Here is a 24,556-nt window from a genome sequence, read left to right on the forward strand (position 1 = left end):
GAAGAGTTGCCGCCGGCTGCCGAGGCGTCCTCCGCCAAGCCTGAAAAACTGGAGAAGCCGGTTGCAGTCAAAGCTTCCAAAAGCGAAGCCAAACCTGAATTGAAAGCGGAAGCCAAGGCCGAAACAAAAGCTGAGGCAAAAGTCGACAATAAAGCCGACAGCAAAGTCGACAACAAAGCCGAACCAAAAACGACCGACGGAAAAAGCGACACCAAGGCTCAGGCCGCCGCCGATCTGAACGATTCCCGCACCGAGGCGCCGGCCCCGACGCTCTCAGCAACACAAAGCAAAACCGCATGACAGACCTTAACGCCCCTTCCGACGCATCAACCGACGCATTGTCTGATTATCGATGCGGTTACATCGCCATTGTCGGTCGCCCGAACGTCGGCAAATCGACATTGATGAATGCACTGATCGGCGCCAAAGTCAGCATCACGTCGCGCAAGGCGCAAACTACGCGTCACCGCATCACCGGTATCCAGACAATCAACAACACGCAATTCGTCTACGTCGATACGCCGGGCTTCCAGACGCGTCACAGCAACGCCCTGAACAAGACGCTGAACCGCACCGTCACCTCCACGCTGACTGCTGCCGACGTGATTTTGTACGTGATCGAAGCGGGCACGTTCGGACCGGCCGACAAGCAGGTCATGGCGCTGTTGCCGGCCAACGTACCGTGCATCCTGGTGATGAACAAGTCCGACCGCAGCAAGGACAAATCGGTGCTGATGCCGTTCGCGCAGGAAGTCGCGTCGCAGCACAATTTTGCCTCCGTGGTGCCGGTTTCCGCCAAGCAGCGCTTCCAGCTGGATTCCCTGCAGGAAGAGATTCGCAAGCTGCTGCCGGTCAATCCGCCGATGTTCGACGAAGACGACATCACCGATCGCAGCGAGAAATTCCTGGCGTCGGAAATCGTGCGCGAAAAGGTATTCCGTTTCGTCGGTGAAGAGCTGCCATACACCAGCACCGTCCTGATCGAGAAATTTGAACAGGAAGGCGACCTGCGCCGCGTGTTCGCCGCCATCCTGGTCGAACGCGACGGCCACAAGTCCATGGTGATTGGCAACAAGGGCGCGACATGGAGCGCCTGTTCGGCGGCCCGGTCTATCTGGAAATCTGGGTCAAGGTCAAATCCGGCTGGGCTGATAACGAAGCCGGATTGCGCGCCTACGGCTACGAATAGCAAACACATACTCTATGGCTGCGATCACCGCTGATTCCGCTGTTGGTCAACCTCAAGCACTGGACGCCGAAGCCCTGAGCGCTGCGGCCGCCGAGTCTGCCGGAACCGCGCGCCGTCCCAAAATCCCTGAAAAAGACACCCGCGTCCAGGCCCAGCCCGGTTTCGTGCTGCACAGCTATCCCTACAAGGAAACCAGCCTGATCGTCGACGTCTTCTCGCGCGATCACGGTCGCGTGGCCCTGGTCGCGAAGGGCGCAAAACGTCCTCACTCCAAACTGCGCGGCGTGCTGCAGACTTTCCAGCCGTTGTCGGTAAGCTGGAGCGGCAAATCCGAAGTGCGCACGCTGACCGCGGCCGAATGGGTCGGCGGGCTGCTGCCGCTGGAAAAATCGGCCTTGCTGTGCGGCTTTTATCTCAATGAATTGCTGGTCAAACTGCTGGCGCGCGAGGATGCGCATCCGGCCCTGTTCGACCACTACGTCTCGACGCTGAACCAGTTGGCGCATGGTGAATCGACGCCCATCGTGCTGCGCAAGTTCGAGCGCGCCCTGCTCAAGGAAACCGGCGTGGCCGGCGACTGGACCGTCTGCGTCACCAATGGCAAGCCGGTTGCGCCGGACGACACCTACGTCGTGGATCCGGAGCAGGGTGTGCGTTTCCCGCGGCTGTCCGATGCCGGGCCCAAAGTGTCCGGCAAGACCTTGCTCGACATGGAAAAGGAAGACTACAGCGACGCAACCACGCAGAGTCAGAGCAAATTGCTGATGCGCTCGCTGCTGTCGCACCATCTCGGCGGCGCCCAACTGAACACGCGTCAGATTCTGATCGATCTGTCGCAACTCTGAGTTCGGGAATCCACGTGTTCAAAGACTTTTCCTGGTCTGGCGCGGCGGCGGGTTTTGTCGCCGTGCTGATCGGTTTCACCAGTTCCGCCGCCATCATCTTCCAGGCCGCCGCCGCCGCGGGCGCCACACCCGGCCAGATCAGTTCGTGGATCTTCGCGCTCGGCGTGGGCATGGGCGTGACCTGCATCGGCCTGTCGCTGTATTACCGCACCCCGGTCGTCACCGCCTGGTCGACGCCCGGCGCCGCGTTGCTGATTACCGGGCTGGCCGGCCTGAGCATGCCGCAGGCCATCGGCGTGTTCATGTTTTCCGCTGCGCTGGTGACGATCTGCGGCGTGACCGGATTGTTTGCGCGGGCGATGAACCGCATTCCCATTTCCATCGCCGCCGCCATGCTGGCCGGCATCCTCGCGCGTTTCGGCATGGACGTGTTCGTGGCCATGAAACTCGAGTTCGGCCTGGTGCTGCTGATGTTCGCCGCCTACCTGTTCGGCAAGCGTTGGTTGCCGCGCTATGCCATCATCCTGGTGCTGGCGCTCGGCACCGCCTTCGCCGGTGCGCAAGGCTTGTTGAAATTCGACAGCTTCCACCTGGCGCTCGCCACACCCGAATTCGTCATGCCGGAGTTCACGCTGACCAGCCTGCTGGGTGTCGGCATCCCCTTGTTCGTGGTGACCATGGCATCGCAAAATGCGCCCGGCGTGGCCATCATGCGCGCCTCCGGCTACAACACGCCGGTGTCGCCGCTGATGACGTGGACCGGCCTGACCACGTTGGTGTTGGCGCCGTTCGGCTGTTTCTCGATCTGCCTGGCTGCGATTACCGCCGCCATCTGCATGGGCAAGGAAGCGCATGAGGACCCTTCCCGGCGTTACATGGCAAGTGTTGCCGCCGGCGTGTTCTACCTGATTGCCGGTGTGTCCGGCGCCACGGTGGTGGCCTTGTTTGCCGCCTTTCCCAAGGCGCTGATCATGGCGATCGCCGGGCTGGCCCTGTTCGGCACCATCGCCAACGGCCTGACCGTGGCCATGGCCAATGAAAAGCAGCGCGAAGCGGCGCTCATCACATTCCTCGTGACCGCCTCCGGCGTGTCGCTGTTCGGCATCGGCACCGCCTTCTGGGGCCTGATCGCCGGCGGCCTGGCGCTGCTGGTGTTCAACGGGCGCTGGCAGCGGGGCGCCACAGGCGACACTAACGACATCAAAGCGACGCACGCGCCATCTACCACCCCATCCACCCCCAGCACATCGCGATAATTCCATGAGCTTCCTGAATCCCGTCGGCCCCGCCATCGAGCTGGGCATCAATATCGACCACGTCGCCACCTTGCGCAATGCGCGCGGCACCACTTATCCGGATCCGATCCAGGCTGCCTTGCAGGCCGAAGAAGCCGGCGCCGACGCGATCACGCTGCATCTGCGCGAAGACCGCCGCCACATCCGTGACGCCGATGTCGAAGCGATCCGTCCGCTGCTGCGCACGCGCATGAATCTGGAGGCGGCGGTGACCAGCGAAATGATCGATTTTTCCTGCCGCATCAAGCCGCAGGATTCCTGCCTGGTGCCGGAGAAGCGCACCGAAATCACCACCGAAGGCGGGCTCGACGTGGTCACCCATTTCGCCCAGGTGCAAGCCGCAGTGAAACAGCTGCAGGCCGAAGGCATCCGCGTCAGCCTGTTCATCGATCCCGACGACGAGCAGATCAAGGCCGCCGCCGAAACCGGCGCCCCGGTGATCGAATTGCATACCGGCCGCTACGCCGAGGCGCATGACCAGGCCGAAATGGCGAAGGAGCTGGAACGCGTGCGCGCGGGCGTGCTTGAAGGCATCCGTCGCGGCCTCAAGGTCAACGCCGGTCACGGGCTGCATTACACCAACGTGCAAGCCATCGCCGCAATTCCCGATATCGCCGAACTCAATATCGGCCACGCCATCGTCGCGCAAGCCGTGTTCGTCGGCTGGCACAAGGCGGTCAGCGACATGAAGGCGATCATGCTCAGAGCACGTCTTGATGCAACCGGAAAAGCCTGATCATGATCTACGGCATCGGTACCGACATCCTGCAGATTTCGCGCCTCAAGGCGACGCTTGCGCGGCGCGGCGACCGCTTCGCTGAAAGGATTCTCGGCCCGGAAGAAATGGTCAAGTACCTTAGCCGCAAGGCCAAGGTGGAAGCTCGCGGCGTCAGTTTCCTGGCCACACGTTTCGCCGCCAAGGAAGCGTTTTCCAAGGCAATCGGCCTGGGCATGCACATGCCGATGACATGGCGTTCAATGCAGACGCTCAACGCGCCGAGCGGCAAGCCCATCGTGGTCTGCAGCGGCCAACTCAAGGTCTGGATGGAAGAAAAGGGACTGACCGCGCAAGTCTCGATCACCGACGAGGTGGACTATGCGGTCGCATTCGTCATCGCGGAGAAAACATGAAGGCAGCAGGTCAAGTGCAACAATCACTTCAATCACCTCAATCACGCCAACCGCTCGGTCCCGTCATGCTCGACGTGGTCGGCACCACGCTCACGGCGGAAGACATCCGCCGCATTCAACATCCGCTGACGGGCGGTGTGATCCTGTTTGCGCGCAACTACGAAAACCGCCAACAACTGGTGACGCTGACGCAGGGCATCCATGCGGCGCGTCCCGGCGTGCTGATTGCCGTCGACCACGAAGGCGGCCGCGTGCAGCGGTTCAGGACCGATGGCTTCACCCATCTGCCGGCCATGCGCACGCTGGGCGAATTGTGGGACCGCGACGTGCTGCAGGCGACCAAGGTAACGACCGCGGCCGGCTACGTGCTGGCGTCGGAATTGCGCGCCTGCGGCGTCGACCTGTCGTTCACGCCGGTGCTCGATCTCGACTTCGGCGGCTCGTCCGTGATCGGCACGCGCTCCTTCCATCGCGATCCGCGCGTGGTGACGTTGTTGGCCAAGAGTCTCAACCACGGCCTGGCGCTGGCCGGCATGGCCAATTGCGGCAAGCATTTCCCCGGCCACGGTTATGTCACGGCCGATTCGCATGTCGACTTGCCGGTTGACGAGCGCCCGCTCAAGGACATCCTCGGCGACGACGCCGCGCCTTACGACTGGCTCGGCATGAGCCTGACCGCCGTGATGCCGGCGCACGTGATCTATCCGAAGGTGGACAAGCACCCGGCCGGTTTTTCGAAGAAGTGGCTGGGCATCCTGCGCAAGGATCTCGGTTTCCAGGGAGTGATCTTCAGCGACGACCTCAGCATGCACGGCGCCAGCGTCGCCGGCGGTGCGCTCGACGGTGCAAATGCCGCGCTGCGGGCGGGCTGCGACATGGTGCTGATGTGCAATTCGCCGGACAAGGCGGATCAGTTGCTGAGCGGCTTGCGGACCAAGGTATCGCCGGCTTCGGCTGCGCGCATCGCTGCGCTGGTGCCGCAAGGCGCGGCGCCGGAATGGGATGCGCTGCAACAGGATGGGCGCTTCCTCGCGGCGAAAAAGCTGCTGCAGTCGCTCGCATGATTTTTTCCTGATTTCGCCAGCATGTCTGACATCCCGTCGCCTTCGCCAGTTGATCCACGCGAGATCGTCCTCGAGACGGTCGCCAAACTGCCGCACCTGCCCGGCGTATATCGCTATTTCGATGCGGAAGACAACGTGCTGTACGTCGGCAAGGCGCGCGACCTCAAGAAGCGCGTGTCGAGCTATTTCCAGAAGACGCTGAGCAGCCCGCGCATCGCCATGATGGTGGAGCGCATCGCGCGGCTCGAGACCACGGTCACCCGCAGCGAAGCCGAAGCGCTGCTGCTGGAAAACAACCTGATCAAGACGTTGCGGCCGCGCTTCAACATCCTGTTCCGCGACGACAAGTCTTATCCGTACCTGAAGATCACCGGCCACGCCTATCCGCGCATGGCCTATTACCGCGGCGCGGTGGACAAGAAGAATCAGTACTTCGGTCCGTTCCCGAATGCCTGGGCGGTCAAGGAATCTATCCAGATCCTGCAGAAGGTGTTCCTGCTGCGCACCTGTGAAGACACGGTCTACGCCAACCGCACGCGTCCTTGCCTGCTGCACCAGATCCATCGCTGCAGCGGCCCGTGCGTGAAGCTGATCAGCACCGAAGACTACGCGCTCGACGTCGAGAACGCCTCCAAATTCCTGCGCGGACGCCAGAGCGAAGTACTCGACGCGCTGGAGAAAAAAATGCACGCCTACGCCGGCGAACTCAAGTTCGAGCAGGCCGCGGCGGTGCGCAACCAGATCACCTCGCTCTCCAGCGTGCTGCATCAGCAGACCATGGAAACCGGCGGCGACGCCGACATCGACATCATCGCCGTGATCGTGCAGGGCGGTCGCGCCTGCGTGAACCTGGCCATGGTGCGCGGCGGCCGCCATCTGGGCGACCGGGCCTATTTCCCGACGCATGTCGACGGCGCGATTCCCGACGGCGAAGAATCGATCGAAGCCGAAGTGTTGAAGGCCTTCATCGCCCAGCATTACATCGAGAAATTCATCCCCGGCAATCTGATCGTCAATACCGAGTTCGACGATCCGGCCCTGATGCTGGCGCTGATGGAGCAATGCGGCCATCGCATCACGCTCACGCTGCAGCCGCAGGGCCAGCGTCGCCAGTGGCTGGAGATGGCGCACAAGGGCGGCGAAATCGCGCTGGCGCGCTTATTGTCCGAACAGGGTTCGCAGCAGGCGCGCACGCGCGCGCTGGTCGAGGCGCTCGGCACCGAGGTGGAAGATATTGAAGCCCTGCGCGTGGAGTGTTTCGACATCAGCCACACGCAAGGCGAAGCGACCCAGGCCTCGTGCGTGGTGTTCCATCATCACGCGATGCAGAACGGCGAATATCGCCGCTACAACATCAACGACATCACCCCCGGCGACGACTACGCCGCGATGCGCCAGGTGCTCACGCGCCGCTATGAAAAAGTCGCCAACGGTGACGGCGCCATGCCCGACATCGTGCTGATCGACGGCGGCAAGGGCCAGGTCGAAATCGCGCGCCAGGTCTTCACCGAACTCGGTCTCGACATCAGCCTCATCGTCGGCGTGGCCAAAGGGGAAGGGCGCAAGGTCGGCCTCGAGACGCTGGTCTTCGTCGACGGCCGCGCGCCGCAAGAGCTCGGCAAGGAATCAGCGGCGCTGATGCTGATCGCCCAGATCCGCGACGAAGCACACCGCTTCGCCATCACCGGCATGCGCGCCAAACGCGCCAAGGCGCGGCAGACTTCACGGCTCGAAGAGATCGAAGGGATCGGCGCCAAGCGCCGGCAAAAGCTGCTGGCGCGCTTCGGCGGCTTGCGCGGCGTTGCCGACGCAAGCATCGATGAACTGGCCTCGGTGGAGGGGATTTCACACACGCTGGCCGAAGAAATCTATCGCCAGCTGCATTGAGCTATTGATTTCTTTTGCTTCGCCTGCAAGTGCGAGGCGGGAGCAGCTTTTCCACCCATAACAAGTTTTAAGAGGCGGCTCTGATACTATCTCGGTAAATTTCAATCCGCGCACCCGTCGACGACAACAAATAAACGTATGCCATTCAACTTCCCCATTTTGCTCACCTGGTTGCGTGTCGCCCTGATTCCGCTGGTGGTCGGCGTGTTTTATGTGCCGGAGCTCGGCCTCTCGCGCTTCGAACAGGGTGTGGCGTCGACGGCGATATTCGTCGTGGCCGCCGCCACCGATTGGTTCGACGGTTTCCTGGCCCGGCGCTGGAACCAGACCTCGGCGTTCGGCGCCTTCCTCGATCCGGTTGCCGACAAGCTCATGGTCACCGGCGCGCTGCTGGTGCTGGTGCATCTGGACCGTGTACATCCGATCACTGCCTTCATCATCATCGGCCGCGAGATCGCCATCTCGGCGTTGCGTGAATGGATGGCGCAGCTCGGCGCCTCCAAATCGGTGGCCGTCAGTTCGCTCGGAAAAATCAAGACCACGGCGCAGATGATCGCCATTCCGATGCTGCTGTTCTACTCCGATCTGTTCGGCATAATCGACACGCGCGCTTGGGGCCATTGGCTATTGCTGATCGCCGCAGTGTTGACGGTATGGTCGATGCTGTACTACCTGCGCAAGGCCTGGCCGCTCATTAAAAAAGTGCAGGAAAGTAAAAGTGGCGCTTGACTTCTCCTATGGAAGCTCTATAATAGCGTTCTGTTGTTGATGCGGGAGTAGCTCAGTTGGTAGAGCGATACCTTGCCAAGGTATAGGTCGAGAGTTCGAGCCTCTTCTCCCGCTCCACATTATGTCTGCAGGCGTCCCCTGGGCGCCTGCCAGTCCCTGAAAAAAGGAGCTTCGGCTCCTTTTTTCATTTCCCCAAGCTACCGGAATCCTTTCGTGGCCAGCGTTTTCGAGGTCCCATCAAGACCCGGCAACGGAGGTGGCCGCGCCACCCCATTCCGGGGGTGTTGTCCGGCTGCTGATCCGCCACGCAAAACATGTATTTCCGGCAATTTTCCTTGTTGTCCTGCCCAGGCAGTGTCCCCGCACGATGAAGCTCATGCGCTTGCGAAGGGCATCGCCTGCCGAGCGCCAGCTAGCCACGGTGGATGACATCCTCGTCCATCCATTGCGCTCGCACCTCCAATATCTGAGGCAGGCACTCCATAAAAATCTCCACTAGTTCAGGGTCGAAATGCTTGCCGCTTTCGCTGCGGATATGGGCAGCGGCGTCCTCAGGAGACCAGGCATTCTTGTAGGGGCGCACGCTGGTCAGGGCGTCGAATACATCGGCGATCGCGACGATGCGCGCTGCATGGGGTATGTCGTCTCTTGCCAGTCTGTTGGGGTAGCCGCTGCCATCCCATTTTTCGTGATGACCCAACGCGATGGATGCCGCCATCCGCAGCATTCTGGAGGTGTGATTGCCGATAATCTTTGCGCCGATCTCGGAATGCTGTTGCATCACTCGCCATTCGTCGGCCGTCAGCGCTCCCGGTTTGCACAGGATGGCGTCGGGGATGCCAATCTTCCCTACGTCGTGCATGGGAGCTGCATGCAAAAGATCATTCGCTTCGCGGCTGCTGTAACCGGCGGCAATCGCGATAATCTTTGCGTAGTTGCTCATGCGGATCACGTGCAGGCCGGTTTCGTTGTCCTTGTATTCGGCGGCCGCGCCAAGGCACTGGACGATTTTCAGGCGCGTCTCCTGCAACTCCTGAGCGCGGACCAGGGACAAATGCGTGCGCGGGCCTGGACGATGTGCGGGCTAAAAGGTTTGGTGATGTAGTCAACCGCGCCCAGTTCCAATCCTTGCTGCTCGTTCTCTGCGTCGGCCAGGGCCGTCACGAAGATGACGGGAATTTCCGCCATCGACGACTCCTGCTTCAGTGCCGCGCAGACTTCATAGCCCGACATGGCGGGCATCATGACGTCGAGCAAGATCAGGTCGGGAGGATCCGAACGGGCCAGATCGAGCGCCGCCTGCCCGCTCTTTGCAAAGAGGAGGCGGTAGTCGCTTTGCAGCGTATGGCGCAGCACGTGCAGGTTGGTGGGTTCATCGTCGACCAGCAGGAGGGTCTGACGAGAATCGTTCAAGTCGTCTTTGTTTCTTTGCATTTTCCTGCTCACTTTTTTTCATTCGGATTGCCGTGCTCGGCGATGAGTTTTTCCACCAGCGCGTGGGCCTGCCGGAACTCAAAAGATTCCGTAGCCGAGCGCAAGGATTGCGCCTGTGCGCGCTGTTGTCTGTTTTCCAGTCCGCTGCATGCGCGGTCCAGCATGTCGTCAGCCAATTCATTGCGGGCAAGCGCCTTGCGCAGAGCATGCAGCGACACGAGCAGGTCCTCGGGCGAAGATGCCGGCGTCGGGACTTCGGCAGCGTGGCGCTTGGACACCTCGTGTCGTACCGCCTCGATACTGTCGCGCAATTGCGGCAGCAGCGCCCGGGCCTCTGCATGCTGCGCGGATTTCATTTTTGCTTCCATATCTCCGGCGAGTTTGCTGACGACGGGCAATGCCAGGTTGCCGGCTACGCCCCGCAAGCTGTGAAGGCTGAGCAGGGACGCTTCCCAGTCGATATCCTCGGCCTCGGCCGCCAGCAAGGGATATCTTTCGGCTGCCGTCTCCAGCAGCTGCTGCAGCGAGAGCATCAGGCGTCCTTCATTTCCCCACAGGGTTGCCCCGCGATTCCAGTCGACGACAGGGGAGGCAAGAGGCGTGGCGGGGAGCTCCCTCGACGGTGCTTCGGCCTGCTCCGGTATGTCTAGCACGATGGCGATTTCCTCGAACAAGCGAGGCACGTCCAGGGGCTTGATGGCAAAGCCGTCCATCCCGGCCTGCAGGGCGGCACGGCGGTCTTCCGTCATGACGCTGGCGGTCAAGGCAATCACCGGCATGCGGCGAAGTCCCAGCGTGCGTTCATGCTGGCGTATCAGTTGCGTGGCTTGGAGTCCGTCGATAACGGGCATGTGGACATCCATCAGGGCGACGTCGAAAGACCCTTCCTTGAATTTTTGCACCGCTTCGGCGCCGTCCCGGGCCAATGTGACGGAGTGCCCTTGGCTTTCCAGCACCAATGACAGCAGTTCCAGGTTCTGGGCAACGTCGTCGGCGGCCAGGATACGAAGTGCCGGCAGAGCGCGGCAGTTGGCCTTTGCCGGATGGGTGTTTTCGGGTGCATTGGCCTGCGGTAGCGAAAGCCATACATGAAAGGTGCTGCCGCGTCCCGGTTCGCTGACGACCTCAATGCGGCCGCCCATGAGTTCAGCGAGCTGTCGCGCGATCGTCGTACCCAGGCCCGTACCTCCGAACCGGCGGCTGATGGAGGCATCGGCTTGCGTAAAAGGAGAAAAGATGGACTCGGCCTGTTGTTGCGTCATCCCGATGCCAGTGTCCCGAACCTGCACGTGAATCATCTCGTTCTCGAGCCCGAATAGGACATCGACGCCTCCCTGTTCGGTGAATTTGATCGCGTTACCGATAAGGTTGGTCAGGATCTGCAGCAGCCGCAATGGATCGCCCCGGAAATAGTCGGGCGTATCGGCGCCGTAGTGCGTGGTCAGGGTCAGGTTCTTGGCATGCGCGCTCAATCGCAAGGAGGACTCGACTTGCATGGACATGGCCCGGAGGGAAAACACGGTCTCCTCCAGGTCCAGATGCCCTTTCTCCATCTTGGTCGTATCCAGGATGTCGTTGATCAAGCGGAGCAACGAGCGCGACGATTGCCGGACCGTGTTCAGATGATCGCGTTGTGCAGGCGTCAGGTCGGACTGCAGCAGCAGTTCGGTGAAGCCGATGATGGAATTCATCGGCGTGCGGATTTCGTGGCTCATGTTCGCGAGGAAACTGCTCTTCGCCGCAGCGGCATGGTTGGCGCGCTCGGCCGTCTCGCGCAGCGACGCTTCCAGCGCATGGCGCTCGCTGATATCGGTGACGAAGCCGACAAACAGCATTTCGTCCGAGAGCAGCACCTGTCCGACTGCCAGGCGCAGCGGTATGTGCTCGCCGCTTCGGCGCAGTCCCATGACTTCGCGGCTGGTGCCGGCAATATCAGGCTGGCCCGATGTGACGTGTTTCTTCAGGTAGCCGTCATGGCCGGATCGGTCAGGCTCCGGCATCAGCACAGTGATGTTGCGTCCTATGACTTCGTCGGCGCGCCAGCCGAAGAGTCGCTCGGCCGCTGGGTTGAAGGCCTGGATCAGCCCCTTGCTGTCGATGGTGATGATGCCGTCGACCGTCGTCTCGAGGGTGGCCTTCAAGCGCGACCGGTGTTCGTCGACCTCCTGGTACAGTTCGCGCGAACGGATCAGTCCATTGAGCGCCGCGACCATCACCGTCACGGTAATGGTGAAGGAAGATAGTCCCAGCGATGCGAACGCGGTGCTGAGCAGCAGGCCATTGCCGGCGATGCCGGGTTCGCCGATGAAGCGCACGGCCGCCATGCCCGTGTAGTGCATGCCCGCGATCGCCAGGCCCATCACGATGCCGCTCACGTAAAACCGTTGTATGCGGTTCAGGCTGGTTTGCTGCACGCCGTAGCGTATCCACAGGGCCAGCGTCGCCAACGTCACGGCGACGACGATGGATACGGCAAACGTCACGGGCTCGTAGCGCATTTGCAGCGGTGTTTGCATGGCGGCCATGCCGGTGTAATGCATGGCGCCTATGCCGGCGCCCACGATGGTGCCGCTGGTGACGAGCTGCAGCTTGCTGATGTTGTGCTGGACCAGCCGATGCAGCGCGAACCACGAGGCGGCACAGGCCGGTATCAGCGAGAACAGCGTCACGCGTGTTTCATAATGGACGTGCGTGGGCAATTCGAACGCCAGCATGCCGATGAAATGCATGGTCCAGATACCGCCGCCCAGAGCGACCGCGCCGGTGGCGATCGCCGTGTGCCGATACAGGCGATTCTTGGTTCGGCGGGCGATCTGTGCGGACTGCAGCGCCATCGTCGACGAGAAAATCGACACGAACAACGACAGCAGGACCAGGGCGCCGTCATAGGATCCGTGCACCAGCGATCCATGATGAGAAGACGCCATGAAAAAGGAACTCATATCGTGCATTGTTCGTCCGTTCTTGCCTTGTCAGCGTTGTGATTGATCGTCATCTGTCTCAATTCGTCTATGCTCCCGGCAGTGGTGTGGGCATGGCCCCAGCCGCTGGCAGGGAAGGGGGCAGGCGCGGGCTCGGGGCTTCGGCGAGGTGCGTGAGGTGTCTGAAAACACCAATGGATTGCGGCGGGCCCAACAGGTAGCCCTGGGCCTCCTGGCAGGATTCCGCGCGCAGGAATGCAAGCTCTTCTTCGGTTTCGACGCCTTCCGCGATGACCGGCAGTTCCAGGCCGCGTCCCAGGCCGAGTACCGCGCGCACGATGGCGGCGGCTTGCTTGTTGACGTTGACGGACTTGATGAACGATTGATCGATCTTGATCTTGTCAAACGGGAAGGCGCGCAAATTGGACAGCGAGGAATAACCGGTCCCGAAATCGTCCATGGCGATGCGGACGCCCAGCTCCTTGAGCTGGCGTAACATGGTCAGAGCCCTGCCGGGGTCGCGGATCAAGGCCGTTTCCGTGATTTCCAGCTCAAGGCGGCTTGCGTGCAAGCCGGTCTGGGCCAGGATATCCCCAACGGATTGCACAAATCCCGGGCTATGCAGTTGCGCCGCGGAGACGTTGACCGACAGGCTCAACGGGTTGTTCCAGGTCGCTGCTTGCTGGCATGCTTCGCGCAGGACCCATTCGCCGATGTGCAAAATGAGATTGCATTCCTCGGCGATGGGGATAAAAACGCCGGGCGGGACGTTGCCCCGCTCGGGATGCTGCCAGCGCAGCAGCGCCTCGAAACCGAGCACTTCACGACCGATGATTTGCGCCAGCGGCTGATAGACAAGGGAGAGTTCATTCCGGGTGATGGCAAACCGCAAGTCGTGCTCAATCTTGCGGCGATCCCGGACCTGTTCGCCCATCGCCTCTTCAAAGAATCGATAGACGCCGCGTCCGTCCGATTTGGCGCGATAAAGCGCCGTGTCGGCGCAGCTCATCAACGACGTGTCGTCTCCCGCATCATTTGGAAACACGGCAATACCGATGCTGGCCGATATCATCGCGCTCGACGTCGAAACGCGTTGATTCTCGGCCTTGAATGCATTGATGAGCTCCTGCGCGATCCGACCCGCTTGCTTCGGGTCGCCAAGGCCCGGCGCGATGATGGCGAATTCATCGCCGCCGAGGCGGGCCATCATTTGCCCCTGGCGCAGCACCAGCTTGGCCGTATATGCCACGGTCTGGAGCAGTTTGTCGCCGGCGGCGTGGCCAAACAGGTCATTGACCTCCTTGAACCTGTCCAGGTCCAGGCACAACACCGCCATGCACTTATCCTCGTGCTGCCCGCCGGGAGCATGCTCTTCGAGCAATTGCTGCAATCTCTGGTTGAAGGCATTGCGGTTGGAAAGACCCGTCAATGTGTCATGGTGAGCCAGGAAATAAATATCCTTTTCCGCCTTTTTGCGATCCCTCAGATCGCGAATAGCCACGACTATTTTCTGTCTGTTTCCATAGATGACAGGCCGGGAGAACGCCTCCACTGCGAAGGGCGCGCCGGCAACAGGCTGCAGCATGGTTTCGAAAGCGATGCTGGAAGTACTGCCCAGGCAGTTCCGCGCCGCCCCAGGGTCGGGAAGAATCGACATCAGATTGGCACCAACCAGTTGATCCACGCTGCAGCCGGCCAAATTGGCAAGGCTGATATTGGCCGTCGTGATCACGTTGTCTTCGCATACCAGCAGACCTTCGAAAGCGGCGTTTGCGAGACTGTTGAGACGATCGATTGCCAATTGGGCCTGGCGCCGCTCCCGGATGTCGAGTGCGAAGCCGGCGAAGGTCAGCAAAAAAATGGTGAAGCTGGCGATCGTCACCATGATCGCCAGCCAAGAGGTCGGAATGGCGTTGGGCGATACCGAGACGCCGGGATCGAGCACCAGCACCGCGGCAGCCATGGCCGTGAAGTGGTGACTGCAGATGGCGAGCGTCAACAACAGCGCTCCCATCGAGATCGACGTATAGGTTTTCGCGCGTAGCCCGACGGGCAGCGATATTGCGCCGAAGCTTGCGCCCAGGATGACGGAGGCCGCCACCAGCGGCATGTTCCAGAGAATCCGGCCGGCGATTTCAAATGCCGCCATGCCCGTGTAATGCATCACGGCAATGCCCCCGCCTGCCAGAGCGCCGCCAAGCCAGCGTCCGTACTTCAGGTTGGGGGAGGAGGCCGCTGCAAAACTCGCTATCGTCAACACGATGGCTGCGATCAACGAGAGCAGAGTCAGGGCGATGTTGTAGCCGCTTTGGATGCCAGGCGAGTAGGCCAGCATGGCGATGAAATGCGTCGCCCAGATGCCAAAGCCCGTGGCGATGCCCGCCACACAAAGCCAGACTCTGCGCACGAACCCGCTCGATCGGCTGACATGGTGCAGGAGATTGATTGCCGTGAAGGAAGCGATGGTGCAAATGACGGCGGCAAGGACGACGAGCCGCAGATCGTGCTTGAACACGATGCAGTCATAAATCGTAAACATGGGCTAGAAACCTTTCGCATTTTTGATATTTTTTATTAACACTCGCAGCCCATATGCGAATCCGTCCCTTATCCTCAATGGCTATTCCTCTCATTACTGGTCGTAAAAATTGACACGGATTCTGCATTGCAATTCACCTCGCTTCCAGTTGCGTCAGGGGTGAAAGGCAGATCTGAAGCAGATTAACGACGTGCTTACGGTAAGTTTGCTATTGGATTGTTGAGCTTCCGGGGTTTTCGATCGCCTGTAGGGAAACGGAAAATCCATCCTTGGCTTGAGTCTGGATGGACATCACGGCGAGATGGCCTTCGCGAGGAAGCTATGATGCCGAACGATGAAAATTTTTAGTATTCGCGAAGCAGAAAAACGAACAAGACATTCTTCCCTTCCTCTAACTAGCGTTTGATTATCTTCTGCCGCCAATAGAGTTCCCAACCTGTATGCAATTGTGTTCATTGTCGTTATTATGAAAGATTGTCTCTAACTGTATGAAAATAGAAAAGTCTGGTTGATGCCAAAATTCGCCAAGTTCGTGCCGGAGCAGTTGAGTCTCCCCAAGCTCGCCAATCCCCTGGTGGTCGTTGTTGCCTACAATGGTTTATGTACATTCGAGTTTGCCATCGCGGTAGAGGTCTTTGGCCTTGATCGCCCGGAGATGGGCGCAAACTGGTATCGGTTTGCAGTCGCGGCAGTAGACGAGGGACCGCTGCGGGGGACGGCAGGCATCCGCTTTCTGGCTGATGGGGACTGCGAACTCATCAAGCAGGCGGGAACCATCGTCATACCTGGCTGGAGAGGTCTGGATGCGCCGGTGCCACAACATCTTAGCGAGGCGTTGCAAGTCGCGCACAAAAAGGGCGCCCGCATCATGTCGATCTGCTCCGGCGTGGCGGTGATGGCGGCGGCAGGCTTGCTCCATGGGCGTAAAGTGACTTTGCATTGGAAGCAGGCACTTCACCTGGCACAACACTATCCCGATGTCATCGTTCAACCGGATGTACTGTATGTCGACGACGGCGACATATTGAGTTCCACAGGTGGGGCGGGAGGCATCGATCTTTGCCTGCACCTTATCCGCAGAGACTTTGGAACAAAGGCTGCCAACGTCGTCGCGCGGCGAATGATCGTGACACCTCATCGCGACGGCGGGCAAGCGCAGTTCATTGAGCACGCCGTGCCGGAGTTGCACGAGGCAGGCAAGCTGGGGAGCTTGCTTGATGAAATGCGGGCGCACCTTGCCAAGACCTATTCGATCGAAGAGATGGCAAGATTCGTGAACATGAGCAGGCGCACATTCCTGCGACGGTTCACGTCGGCGATGGGGACGACGCCTGTCAGATGGCTGGTGCTTGAGCGCTTGGCCAAAGCCGTCGATTACCTGGAAAACACGGTGATTTCCATTGAAGAGATCGCGCGCCTGATCGGTTTTTCCTCAACATCGACCTTTCGCCAGCAGTTCCAGAAGCGCTATTCGTTGTCTCCGATGGCCTACAGGAAGATGTTCAGTGATCGGTAAACGAATTCACAATTTTCCGAACGATGTTCCGGCCGTACTGCATGCCCGGCGTCAATAAATCGGGCTGCCTGCAATCGGGCAGCTTGCTCGCGACTGGCCTTTGGTTCGCTTTTGCCCCGGTTGCACAGGTCATCCGCCTGCGGCCCCGCGCACCCGGCGTTGCACCTCGGTTGCGCATGTAGTCTCCCCCGTATTGTCAGATTTATGTCGCATTTCTTTGGATGTAATTGTCTTTTATGCAATTACACTCTACATTGATGTATCGATCGGCGAGGGCGGTTCATAACAAACGGGGGGACAGGCAATGGATGCATTTCAAAAAGAGATCGACGAGAGGACTAACCTCACCAGCTCCAACAAATTCGAACTGCTGCTGTTCCGTCTGGGCACGGACCCATACGGCGTGCGTTCCGAGCTGTTCGGCATCAATGTATTCAAGATTCGCGAAATCGTCCCGATGCAGGAGATCACCAAGGCCGCCGGCACGCGTTCGCCGCTGCTCGGCATGGTCAACATCCGCGGCCAGATCATCTCCGTGATCGATTTGCCGGCCGTGATCGGCTGTGTGCCCAATAGTGGCCTTAACATCCTGCTGGTCACCGAATACGCGCGCAGTACGCAAGCGTTTGCGGTCGAATCGGTCGATGAAATTGTGCGGCTGGAATGGAGCCAGGTCCTGTCGGCCGAATCCAAGGCCGGCGGCAACTTCGTCACCAGCATCGCGCGTCTCGATGACGACCTCAGCAGCAGCCGTCTGGCGCAGGTGCTCGACGTTGAACAGATCCTGCACGAAATCATGCCGACGGAGCGCGACATGGAAATGACGGGCCTGGAACATATCCAGCTCAAGCCCGGTTCGATCATCCTCGCGGCAGACGATTCCAAAGTCGCCCGTTCGTTGGTCGAAAGCGGTCTGAAGGCGCTCGGCCTGCCGTTCGTGATGTGCAAGACCGGCAAGGAAGCCTGGGAAAAGCTGCAGGACATCTACAAGGAAACCAAGTCTCAGGGCGTGCCCATTACCGATCGCGTGGCAATGGTGTTGACCGATCTCGAGATGCCGGAGATGGATGGCTTCACACTCACCCGCAACATCAAGCGCGACGACGGTCTGAAAGCAATTCCTGTAGTGATTCACTCATCGCTGTCGGGCTCGGCCAATGAAGAACACGTCAAGAACATCGGCGCTGACGGCTATGTGGCGAAGTTCGTCATCGAAGACCTGACTGCCGCCCTCATCAAAGCGCTGGGTAAATAACTTGTTGATAGCGGCGCCTTGAACGAGGCAGCCGCAAGCGGAAAGCAAAAAGCGAAATGCCGTTTTTCCCGCATGCCGGCGAGAAACGGCATTTTTTCCGTTCCTCCCGCAATCCGTCTGCAATGAATGTTGACACATTGATATCTTCCGTCGTTCCACGGTGATATCGGATACGCGCATCGAATGTAAAGATCGGGAGTTCATGGCGGCACATTTGTTCGCAAGACGCCGCTATCTCTTATACTGACGTCCTTTCAAACCAGTTCCCATTTTCCGGTCACGGCATCGTGATCCTGCTATGCGCATTCCACAATTAGCTTCCACGCACGACGCTGCGCTGGCTTCGGCCTTGCAAGCCGCGATCGACAACAAGACCAAACCGCGGGGCAGCCTTGGCGTGCTGGAATTTGTTGCGCACCGGATTGGCCTGATCCAGCAATCGCCCATGCCGCGCATCGACCGCACCGCGGTCATGGTGTTCGCGGCCGACCACGGCGTGGTGGCGGAAAACATCTCGGCCTATCCGCAAAGCGTGACCTGGCAGATGGTGGAGAATTTCCTGCAGCAGGGGGCGGCGATCAATGTATTCGCGCGCCAGAACGATTGCGCGCTGCATATCGTCGACGCCGGCGTGAATCATGAGTTTGGCGAGCGCGAAGGACTGGTTTCGCGCAAGCTCGGACCCGGCACGCGCAACTTCGCGCAAGAGCCTGCCATGAGCGCGGCGCAATGCGAGCAAGCGTTGCAGCACGGCATGGACCTGGTGGCGGCAATGCCGGTCGACGTCATCGGCTTCGGTGAAATGGGTATCGGCAACACTACTGCGGCCGCAGCCATCATGCACAAGATCACCGGCATAGCCGCTGCGGAATGTGTCGGCGCCGGCACCGGCCTGGGCAACGGCGGCATCCTTCACAAGCAGCAGGTCATCGAGCAAGCGGTTGCGCTGCACGCCGATGCGGACGCGCCGTTGGAAATACTGCGCACCTTCGGCGGCTTTGAAATCGCCATGATCGCCGGCGCCATGCTCAAGGCCGCAGAGCGCCGCATGGTGCTGCTGATCGATGGCTTCATCGTGACCTCGGCCTTGCTGGTAGCGGCGAAATTGCAGCCGAATATCCTCGACTATTGCCTGTTCTCGCATTGCTCGGATGAGCACGGCCACCGCCGCATGCTGCGGCATCTCGACGCGCGCCCCTTGATGCAGCTTGACCTGCGTCTGGGTGAAGGAACCGGCAGCGCGCTGGCCTTGCCGCTGCTGCATGCAGCGGTCAATTTCCTGGCGCAGATGGCGACGTTTTCATCGGCGCAAGTCAGTGAGAAGAGCGCCTGACATGGCCGTCGCGCCCACGCCTACGCCATCAGGCGGCCTGCGCTATCAGCTGCAGCTGTTCTTCACCGCGCTGCAATTTTTCACACGCCTGCCGGCGCCGGGCTGGGTCGGTTTCGACGCCGCCTGGCTACAACACGCGGCACGTTATTTTCCCGCGGTCGGAATCATTGTTTCACTGGCATGCGCCGTCGTGTACTGGCTGGCGGCGCTGTGGTTGCCGCAAGTGGTGGCGGTGTTGCTGTCGACCGCCGCCGGGATCTATCTGACCGGCGCTTTCCATGAAGACGGCTTTGCCGACGTCTGCGATGGTTTCGGCGGCGGCATGCAGCCTTCGCGCGTACTTGAGATCATGCGCGACTCGCGCGTCGGCGCGTACGGCGTGATCGGCATCGTGCTGCTGTTGGCGACCAAGATCGCCGGCCTCGTGTCGTTGCCGGCGCTGCAGGTGATACCGGCCTTGCTGATTGCCCATCCCTTGTCGCGTTGTTTTGCCGCGGCGCTGATCTGGCGCATGCCGTATGTACGTGAAGAGGGTAAGGTCAAGCCGCTGGCGCAAAGCATGAGCAACGGCGAATTTGCCGTCGCCGTCGTTACCGCAGCATTGCCGCTCGTCGTGTGCGTCGCGGCGGGATGGTTGGCGCTGCAGGCGCTCCTGTTGGCCATGTTGCTCGGCGGCGCCGCAACCTGGTTCCTTGCGCGAAAATTTCAGCGCCGCATCGGCGGCTATACCGGCGACTGTCTCGGCGCCGTCCAACAATTCAGCGAAGTCGCGATCTACCTGGGCCTGCTGGCCGCAGCGTCAGTGTCAATGTCAGTGTCGCCGGCTTCCCATTCATAAACAGAAAGGTCGACCATGTTGCTGCATCTCATTCGCCACCCCCAGCCCGTTATCAACAAAGGCCTTTGCTACGGCAGCAGCGATCTGGCCGTGACCGAAGAAGAATGCGCCAAGGTGCTCGGGCAGGTCAAACCTGCGCTGCCGCCGCATGTGCCGGTGTACTCGAGTCCATTGCAACGCTGCGTATTCCTGGCCGAGCCGCTGGCGCTCGCACTCAATGCCGGTCCGGTGCGCTACGATCCGCGCCTGATGGAAATGCATTTCGGCATTTGGGAGCAGCGAGCCTGGGATGATTTGCCGCGTGCGGAAATCGATGCCTGGGCCAGCGACGTGGTCGGCTATCGACCCGGCGGCGGCGAGAATGTCCTCAACGTGGCGCAGCGCGTTGACGCCTTCTGCAGCGACTTGCAACAGCGCGGCCAGAGCCAGGCCATCGTGGTCTGCCATGCCGGCACGATCCGTCTGTTGCAGGCGCGTGCACTTGGTCTGGCGGTCACCAAGATGGCCGAGCATGCCGCAGTCAATGCACATGCGATTGCGTTCGGCGAAGTGCTGACGCTGAAACTGTAAAAAAACAAAGCGCGCGTTTCAGACGCGCGTTTTTGTTTTACGCTACCGTTATCGGGCCAGGAACAGAGCCCAAACTGCACCCGCAGGGCTTCCTGAGCAAATTTCACTCAATCGTGCGAAAGCTTGAACCCATGCGGCTTGCGCGTGGTCATAAACAAGTTATCAACAGGGTTGGCCACATTTTCTGTGGGTAACTTGGCCGGCAGCTTTTGCGTATAATGCGGCCCTTGTCCTCCCGATTTTTTCAACGCGGTTTTAACGCTATCCCTGCGGTCCCTATTGCCTTGCTCATGCGCCGATTCTGCTTTTTGTTGCTGGCATTCCTGTTTCCCTTGCAATTGCTTGCGGGGACGCTTGAACCTTTGGCGACCGCAGACGAAGCAATCGTGAGCATCTTTGATGCGGCAAGCCATGGTTCGGATTCCGCGGCGGAACGCGCCGACGCTGATGCTGATGCTGACGCGGATTCGTTGGCGACCGTGCAGACAACCGGAGACCAGGCCGATGCCAGCCTTGATCCCTGGAAGGTGCAAGCCGACCTGGAAGACCAGACCCTGCCGGTCCCCGTCGCCACCTTGCCGCTGGACTGGCAACCCTTTCCCCATCTGTATCCCTGTGTGAGTGGCGGCACGTCCGCATTCATCGACTTACTGCGGCCGCCCCCGCCGCCTGATCTCCTGTCCGCGTCCACTGCTTGACGCCTTGACGCGGCGACATCCGTTATCCGAATCCTTTTTTCGCGACGATCGTCCAGAGACGGTCGCGCTCTCTTTGCATAGGAAGCATCATGAAACGCGTCATTCTTTTCCTCGTCACCAACCTGGCTGTGATGCTGGTGCTGAGCGTTACCGCCAGCATCCTCGGCATCAATCGCTACATGACCGCCAACGGCCTCAACTTCGGCATGCTGCTGATGTTCTGTGCGCTGATGGGTTTCGGCGGCTCGTTCATTTCGCTGCTGCTGTCCAAGACCATCGCCAAATGGTCGACCGGCGCGCGCGTCCTTGAACATCCCCAGAACTCCACCGAAGTGTGGCTGGTCGACACCGTCAATCGTCTCGCCACGCGCGCCGGCCTGACGATGCCCGAAGTCGCCGTCTACGACGGTCCGCCCAATGCCTTCGCCACCGGCGCCAGCAAAAGCAATTCGCTGGTGGCAGTGTCGACCGGCCTGCTGCAAGGCATGACCAGGGAAGAAGTGGAAGCCGTGCTGGCCCATGAAGTCGCGCACATCGCCAACGGCGACATGGTCACGCTGACGCTGATCCAGGGCGTGGTGAACACCTTCGTCATGTTCTTCGCCCGCATCGTCGGCTACTTCGTCGATTCGGCCCTGCGTCGCAACAACGAACAGTCATCGGGTCCCGGCATCGGCTACATGGTCACGGTGGTGGTGTGTGAAATCGTGTTCGGCATCCTCGCCAGCATTATCGTCATGTACTTCTCGCGCCAGCGCGAATACCGCGCCGACGCCGGCGCCGCAAAACTGATGGGCTCGCCGACGCCGATGATCGGCGCCTTGCGTCGCCTCGGCGGCATGGAAGCGGACGGCTTGCCGCAAAACCTGCAGGCTTCCGGCATCGCCGGTCGTGGTTCGTGGATGGGTTTGTTCTCCAGCCATCCGACTATCGAATCGCGTATCGCTTCGTTGCAACGCAATCCTCGCGCATAAGCGATATGGAACAGGTATGAAGAGCGCCCTGTCGGCTGTTGCGGGCAGGGCGTTTTGCGGGGAATGTCTATTTTTCGCGCGGACGTGTGGCTTCTTCCAGCGTCAGAATGGACTGCGCAATTGTTTCTGTCGTGGCCAGGGTATTGATGACGCCTGTGCGCAGCGCCCCGAGGACTGCCGTGGTTTTTGAGTTTTCACTGGCAACTGCGATGACGTTGGGGATGCGCCGCAAGTCGTCCAGAGTCAGACCGATTACGCGTGCTTGCAGGGATGTCTGGGCCGGCTCTCCATTCATGTTGATGAAATCGTAACCCATCATGTCGCCAACGGCGCCCATGTGTTTGACCTCAAGAATCTCCTGCGGTGAAAACCAGCCCATACGCACCATGTTGCTGTCTTCGTTGATATCGCCGATGCCGATCAGTGCAATGTGCGCCCGCTGCGCTTTATCCAAGGTTTGCTTGACGGTGTCATTGGCGAGCAGACTGCCGCGCACCTGGGGATCGCTGACCAGGGCAGGTGCATAAAGGGTTTCGCTTTCGCCACCAAACCGTGCGGCAAGGCGACGGCAAATATGATCGGAATTCATCGTTTCGCCGCCGCGATAGGAGCCTCCGATGGCGCAGACAAAGGTCAAGTTGCGTTGCATCGACGAAACCGCATGCTTGGAGACCGCGCTGGTGTTGCGACCCATGCCGACCGCCACGATCATGTCGTTGGCGAGAATACGGTCCAGATGGCTGGCGACCAAGCCAGCCAGGAGTTCACGCTGGCTTTCCTGATCCTTGTGATTGATCGAGATGATGGCGCGCTCAATTCCGAAGCGTGCCATCAGCGCATGCTCGAGCTGGCTGGTGTCGCCGGGGTGATGGCGCACGCGAATTTCTACGATGCCTTCCCTCTGCGCACGTTTGAGCATGCGGCCGATAGTCGGGCGTGAAATCGAAAATCGTTTGGACAATTCGTCCTGCGTCAGTCCGTCTACGTAGTAGAGCGTCGCGAGCCGCGTCAGCTCATCGGTCGACATCTGCTGGTCCTTTCATTTCTTCTCTCCCTGAAATCCGGATCTTCGTGTCCGGATTGTCGTTCATTTTTGTTTTTGCAGGCTGCTTTCGTATTCGCGGATGCGATTGAGCTTCGACTCCGAACGCCCGCCGGAAAATTCGGATGACAGCCACGTATCCACAATCGACTTTGCCAGTTCGGGGCCCACCACGCGCGCGCCCAGCGTAATGATTTGGGCGTTGTTGCTTTTGCTGGCTCGTTCAGCCGAATAAGTGTCGTGACATTGGGCGGCGCGCATCCCGGGCACTTTGTTGGCTGAGATCGCCATACCGATGCCGGTGCCGCAGAGCAATATGGCGCGGGAAAAACGGTGCTCCATGACGGCCTCGGCCACCGCGAATGCGATATCCGGATAAATGACCGGCTGTGTGTCATAGGTGCCGAAGTCGATGACCGCCAGACCTTTGCCGGTCAGATGCTGCTTGATGATTTCCTTCAGTTCGAACGCTGCTTCGTCACAGCCGATGGCGATTTCCACGATATTTTCCTTTCTCGTCGCGTCGGTGGATGTGGTGAAAAAATGATCGCGACAAGTCAAATTTTCATTTTTGATCGTGACGAAGTCAAGCAATATAAACAGCTATTTTCTTCTTATTGTCCTGATATTGTTTTTATTTGTCGTTATATTCGTTTTTATTCGAAATTCTTCAGAGTTTTTAAAACGCAATTGACAGCTAAAAATCGCGCTTGCTACCATGGATTTTAATGAAAAAAAGATCTGTAAAGATCAAATGTTAATTGCTGGAGACAAATCATGGCAGCACTGCTTCTTGAGGCGAACGGGGTAAAAAAATCCTTTCAGGGGATTCCCGCATTGACGGACGGTCGTCTGGCGTTGCGGCCGGGAAGCGTGCATGCCCTGTGTGGCGGCAACGGTGCCGGCAAGTCTACATTCCTGAATATCCTGATGGGCGTGCTCCGTCGCGATGACGGCGAGATTTTTCTTCACGGTCGCCAAGTGGATTTTGCGACGCCGGCAGAGGCCTTGGAAAGCAGGGTCGCCATGATTACGCAAGAGCTGTCGCCGATCCCGGGTATGACGGTTGCGGAAAATATCTATCTCGGACGGGAGCCGCGCACTGCCGGAATCTGCGTCGATTTCAAGACCATGCTGCGGCAAGCGCAGGCTTTGCTCGAACGTTTGCAATTTCCCGTCAATCCACGTCTGCGCATGTCCTCATTAAGTCTGGCGCAAGTGCAACTGGTCGAAATCGCCAAGGCATTCAGCCGCGATTGCGACGTCATGATCATGGACGAGCCGACGTCCGTGTGC

Annotated in this window: 19 protein-coding genes, 1 tRNA gene and 3 pseudogenes; 17 read left to right on the forward strand and 6 right to left on the reverse strand. The window is 59.8% G+C overall.

Features of this window, described 5'->3' with window-relative positions; translation table 11 throughout:
- The 10 genes and pseudogenes from HLUSI_RS27665 to HLUSI_RS0108465 form a co-directional block, all read left to right on the forward strand.
- Nucleotides 1-300: pseudogene (locus tag HLUSI_RS27665) on the forward strand (ribonuclease III); the annotation flags it as partial.
- Nucleotides 297-1,189, forward strand: a pseudogene (gene era, locus HLUSI_RS27670) (GTPase Era). The pseudogenes HLUSI_RS27665 and era, both read left to right, overlap by 4 nt.
- A 14-nt stretch (nucleotides 1,190-1,203) precedes the next feature.
- Nucleotides 1,204-2,034 (forward strand): DNA repair protein RecO, encoded by an 831-nt coding sequence (recO, locus tag HLUSI_RS0108430; protein ID WP_016833554.1) that lies wholly within the window; start codon nucleotides 1,204-1,206, stop codon nucleotides 2,032-2,034.
- A 14-nt stretch (nucleotides 2,035-2,048) separates the two neighbouring features.
- Nucleotides 2,049-3,290: a benzoate/H(+) symporter BenE family transporter gene (locus HLUSI_RS27675; protein WP_016833555.1), complete on the forward strand. Its 1,242-nt coding sequence runs from the start codon at nucleotides 2,049-2,051 to the stop codon at nucleotides 3,288-3,290.
- 4 nt (nucleotides 3,291-3,294) lie between these two features.
- The gene (gene pdxJ / locus HLUSI_RS0108440) at nucleotides 3,295-4,065 is read left to right on the forward strand and encodes a pyridoxine 5'-phosphate synthase (protein WP_016833556.1); all 771 of its coding nucleotides are present in this window, start codon (nucleotides 3,295-3,297) and stop codon (nucleotides 4,063-4,065) included.
- Between the two features lie 2 nt (nucleotides 4,066-4,067).
- Complete coding sequence (acpS, locus tag HLUSI_RS0108445; protein ID WP_016833557.1) at nucleotides 4,068-4,460, forward strand: holo-ACP synthase; 393 nt, start codon at nucleotides 4,068-4,070, stop codon at nucleotides 4,458-4,460.
- On the forward strand, nucleotides 4,457-5,524 hold the full coding sequence (gene nagZ, locus HLUSI_RS0108450; RefSeq protein ID WP_050977666.1) for a beta-N-acetylhexosaminidase: 1,068 nt from the start codon (nucleotides 4,457-4,459) through the stop codon (nucleotides 5,522-5,524). The genes acpS and nagZ overlap by 4 nt, the downstream gene beginning before the upstream one ends.
- A 21-nt stretch (nucleotides 5,525-5,545) precedes the next feature.
- Nucleotides 5,546-7,411 carry an excinuclease ABC subunit UvrC gene (gene uvrC / locus HLUSI_RS0108455; protein ID WP_016833559.1) on the forward strand — a complete coding sequence of 622 codons (1,866 nt, stop codon included), beginning with the start codon at nucleotides 5,546-5,548 and terminating at the stop codon, nucleotides 7,409-7,411.
- A 138-nt stretch (nucleotides 7,412-7,549) separates the two neighbouring features.
- Nucleotides 7,550-8,140, forward strand: coding sequence for a CDP-diacylglycerol--glycerol-3-phosphate 3-phosphatidyltransferase (gene pgsA, locus HLUSI_RS0108460; RefSeq protein ID WP_016833560.1), 591 nt, complete (start codon nucleotides 7,550-7,552; stop codon nucleotides 8,138-8,140).
- A gap of 41 nt (nucleotides 8,141-8,181) precedes the next feature.
- A tRNA-Gly gene (locus HLUSI_RS0108465) sits at nucleotides 8,182-8,257 on the forward strand.
- A 295-nt stretch (nucleotides 8,258-8,552) separates the two neighbouring features.
- Here HLUSI_RS0108465 and HLUSI_RS27680 read toward each other — a convergent pair.
- From HLUSI_RS27680 to HLUSI_RS0108480, 3 genes and pseudogenes are all read right to left on the reverse strand, one after another.
- A pseudogene (locus HLUSI_RS27680) lies at nucleotides 8,553-9,574 on the reverse strand (response regulator).
- A gap of 8 nt (nucleotides 9,575-9,582) precedes the next feature.
- A complete protein-coding gene (locus HLUSI_RS31430; RefSeq protein ID WP_238533947.1) occupies nucleotides 9,583-12,525 on the reverse strand; it encodes an MHYT domain-containing protein in 2,943 nt (980 codons plus the stop codon).
- Nucleotides 12,526-12,583: 58 nt separating this feature from the next.
- A complete protein-coding gene (locus HLUSI_RS0108480; protein WP_016833562.1) occupies nucleotides 12,584-15,034 on the reverse strand; it encodes a bifunctional diguanylate cyclase/phosphodiesterase in 2,451 nt (816 codons plus the stop codon).
- Nucleotides 15,035-15,545: 511 nt separating this feature from the next.
- On the opposite strand from HLUSI_RS0108480, the gene ftrA reads away from it, so the two are divergent.
- The 5 genes from ftrA (at nucleotide 15,546) to HLUSI_RS0108505 (ending at nucleotide 20,546) form a co-directional block, all read left to right on the forward strand.
- Entirely contained in the window at nucleotides 15,546-16,550 is a 1,005-nt protein-coding gene (gene ftrA / locus HLUSI_RS0108485) for a transcriptional regulator FtrA (protein WP_016833563.1), read from the forward strand.
- A gap of 304 nt (nucleotides 16,551-16,854) precedes the next feature.
- The gene (locus tag HLUSI_RS0108490; RefSeq protein ID WP_016833564.1) at nucleotides 16,855-17,805 is read left to right on the forward strand and encodes a chemotaxis protein; all 951 of its coding nucleotides are present in this window, start codon (nucleotides 16,855-16,857) and stop codon (nucleotides 17,803-17,805) included.
- Between the two features lie 298 nt (nucleotides 17,806-18,103).
- Nucleotides 18,104-19,138, forward strand: coding sequence for a nicotinate-nucleotide--dimethylbenzimidazole phosphoribosyltransferase (gene cobT, locus HLUSI_RS0108495; protein WP_016833565.1), 1,035 nt, complete (start codon nucleotides 18,104-18,106; stop codon nucleotides 19,136-19,138).
- A gap of 1 nt (nucleotide 19,139) precedes the next feature.
- Nucleotides 19,140-19,976, forward strand: a complete 837-nt coding sequence (locus HLUSI_RS0108500; RefSeq protein WP_016833566.1) for an adenosylcobinamide-GDP ribazoletransferase — start codon at nucleotides 19,140-19,142, stop codon at nucleotides 19,974-19,976.
- A 15-nt stretch (nucleotides 19,977-19,991) separates the two neighbouring features.
- Nucleotides 19,992-20,546 carry a histidine phosphatase family protein gene (locus tag HLUSI_RS0108505; protein WP_016833567.1) on the forward strand — a complete coding sequence of 185 codons (555 nt, stop codon included), beginning with the start codon at nucleotides 19,992-19,994 and terminating at the stop codon, nucleotides 20,544-20,546.
- Between the two features lie 107 nt (nucleotides 20,547-20,653).
- Here HLUSI_RS0108505 and HLUSI_RS32510 read toward each other — a convergent pair whose 3' ends face one another.
- Nucleotides 20,654-21,151 (reverse strand): hypothetical protein, encoded by a 498-nt coding sequence (locus HLUSI_RS32510; RefSeq protein ID WP_157137789.1) that lies wholly within the window; start codon nucleotides 21,149-21,151, stop codon nucleotides 20,654-20,656.
- Between the two features lie 182 nt (nucleotides 21,152-21,333).
- Between HLUSI_RS32510 and htpX the strand changes: the two genes are divergently transcribed.
- Complete coding sequence (gene htpX, locus HLUSI_RS0108515; protein ID WP_016833569.1) at nucleotides 21,334-22,218, forward strand: protease HtpX; 885 nt, start codon at nucleotides 21,334-21,336, stop codon at nucleotides 22,216-22,218.
- Between the two features lie 67 nt (nucleotides 22,219-22,285).
- On the opposite strand, the gene HLUSI_RS0108520 is transcribed toward htpX, so the two are convergent.
- Both HLUSI_RS0108520 and rpiB read right to left on the reverse strand, forming a co-directional pair.
- Nucleotides 22,286-23,245, reverse strand: coding sequence for a sugar-binding transcriptional regulator (locus HLUSI_RS0108520; protein ID WP_016833570.1), 960 nt, complete (start codon nucleotides 23,243-23,245; stop codon nucleotides 22,286-22,288).
- A 60-nt stretch (nucleotides 23,246-23,305) separates the two neighbouring features.
- Complete coding sequence (gene rpiB, locus HLUSI_RS0108525; RefSeq protein WP_029363291.1) at nucleotides 23,306-23,761, reverse strand: ribose 5-phosphate isomerase B; 456 nt, start codon at nucleotides 23,759-23,761, stop codon at nucleotides 23,306-23,308.
- Nucleotides 23,762-24,037: 276 nt separating this feature from the next.
- On the opposite strand from rpiB, the gene HLUSI_RS0108530 reads away from it, so the two are divergent.
- A partial coding sequence (locus tag HLUSI_RS0108530; protein ID WP_157137790.1) for an ATP-binding cassette domain-containing protein occupies nucleotides 24,038-24,556 on the forward strand: 519 nt, incomplete at its 3' end.

It is taken from the genome of Herbaspirillum lusitanum P6-12 (assembly GCF_000256565.1).
Taxonomy (GTDB): Bacteria; Pseudomonadota; Gammaproteobacteria; order Burkholderiales; family Burkholderiaceae_D; genus Herbaspirillum; species Herbaspirillum lusitanum.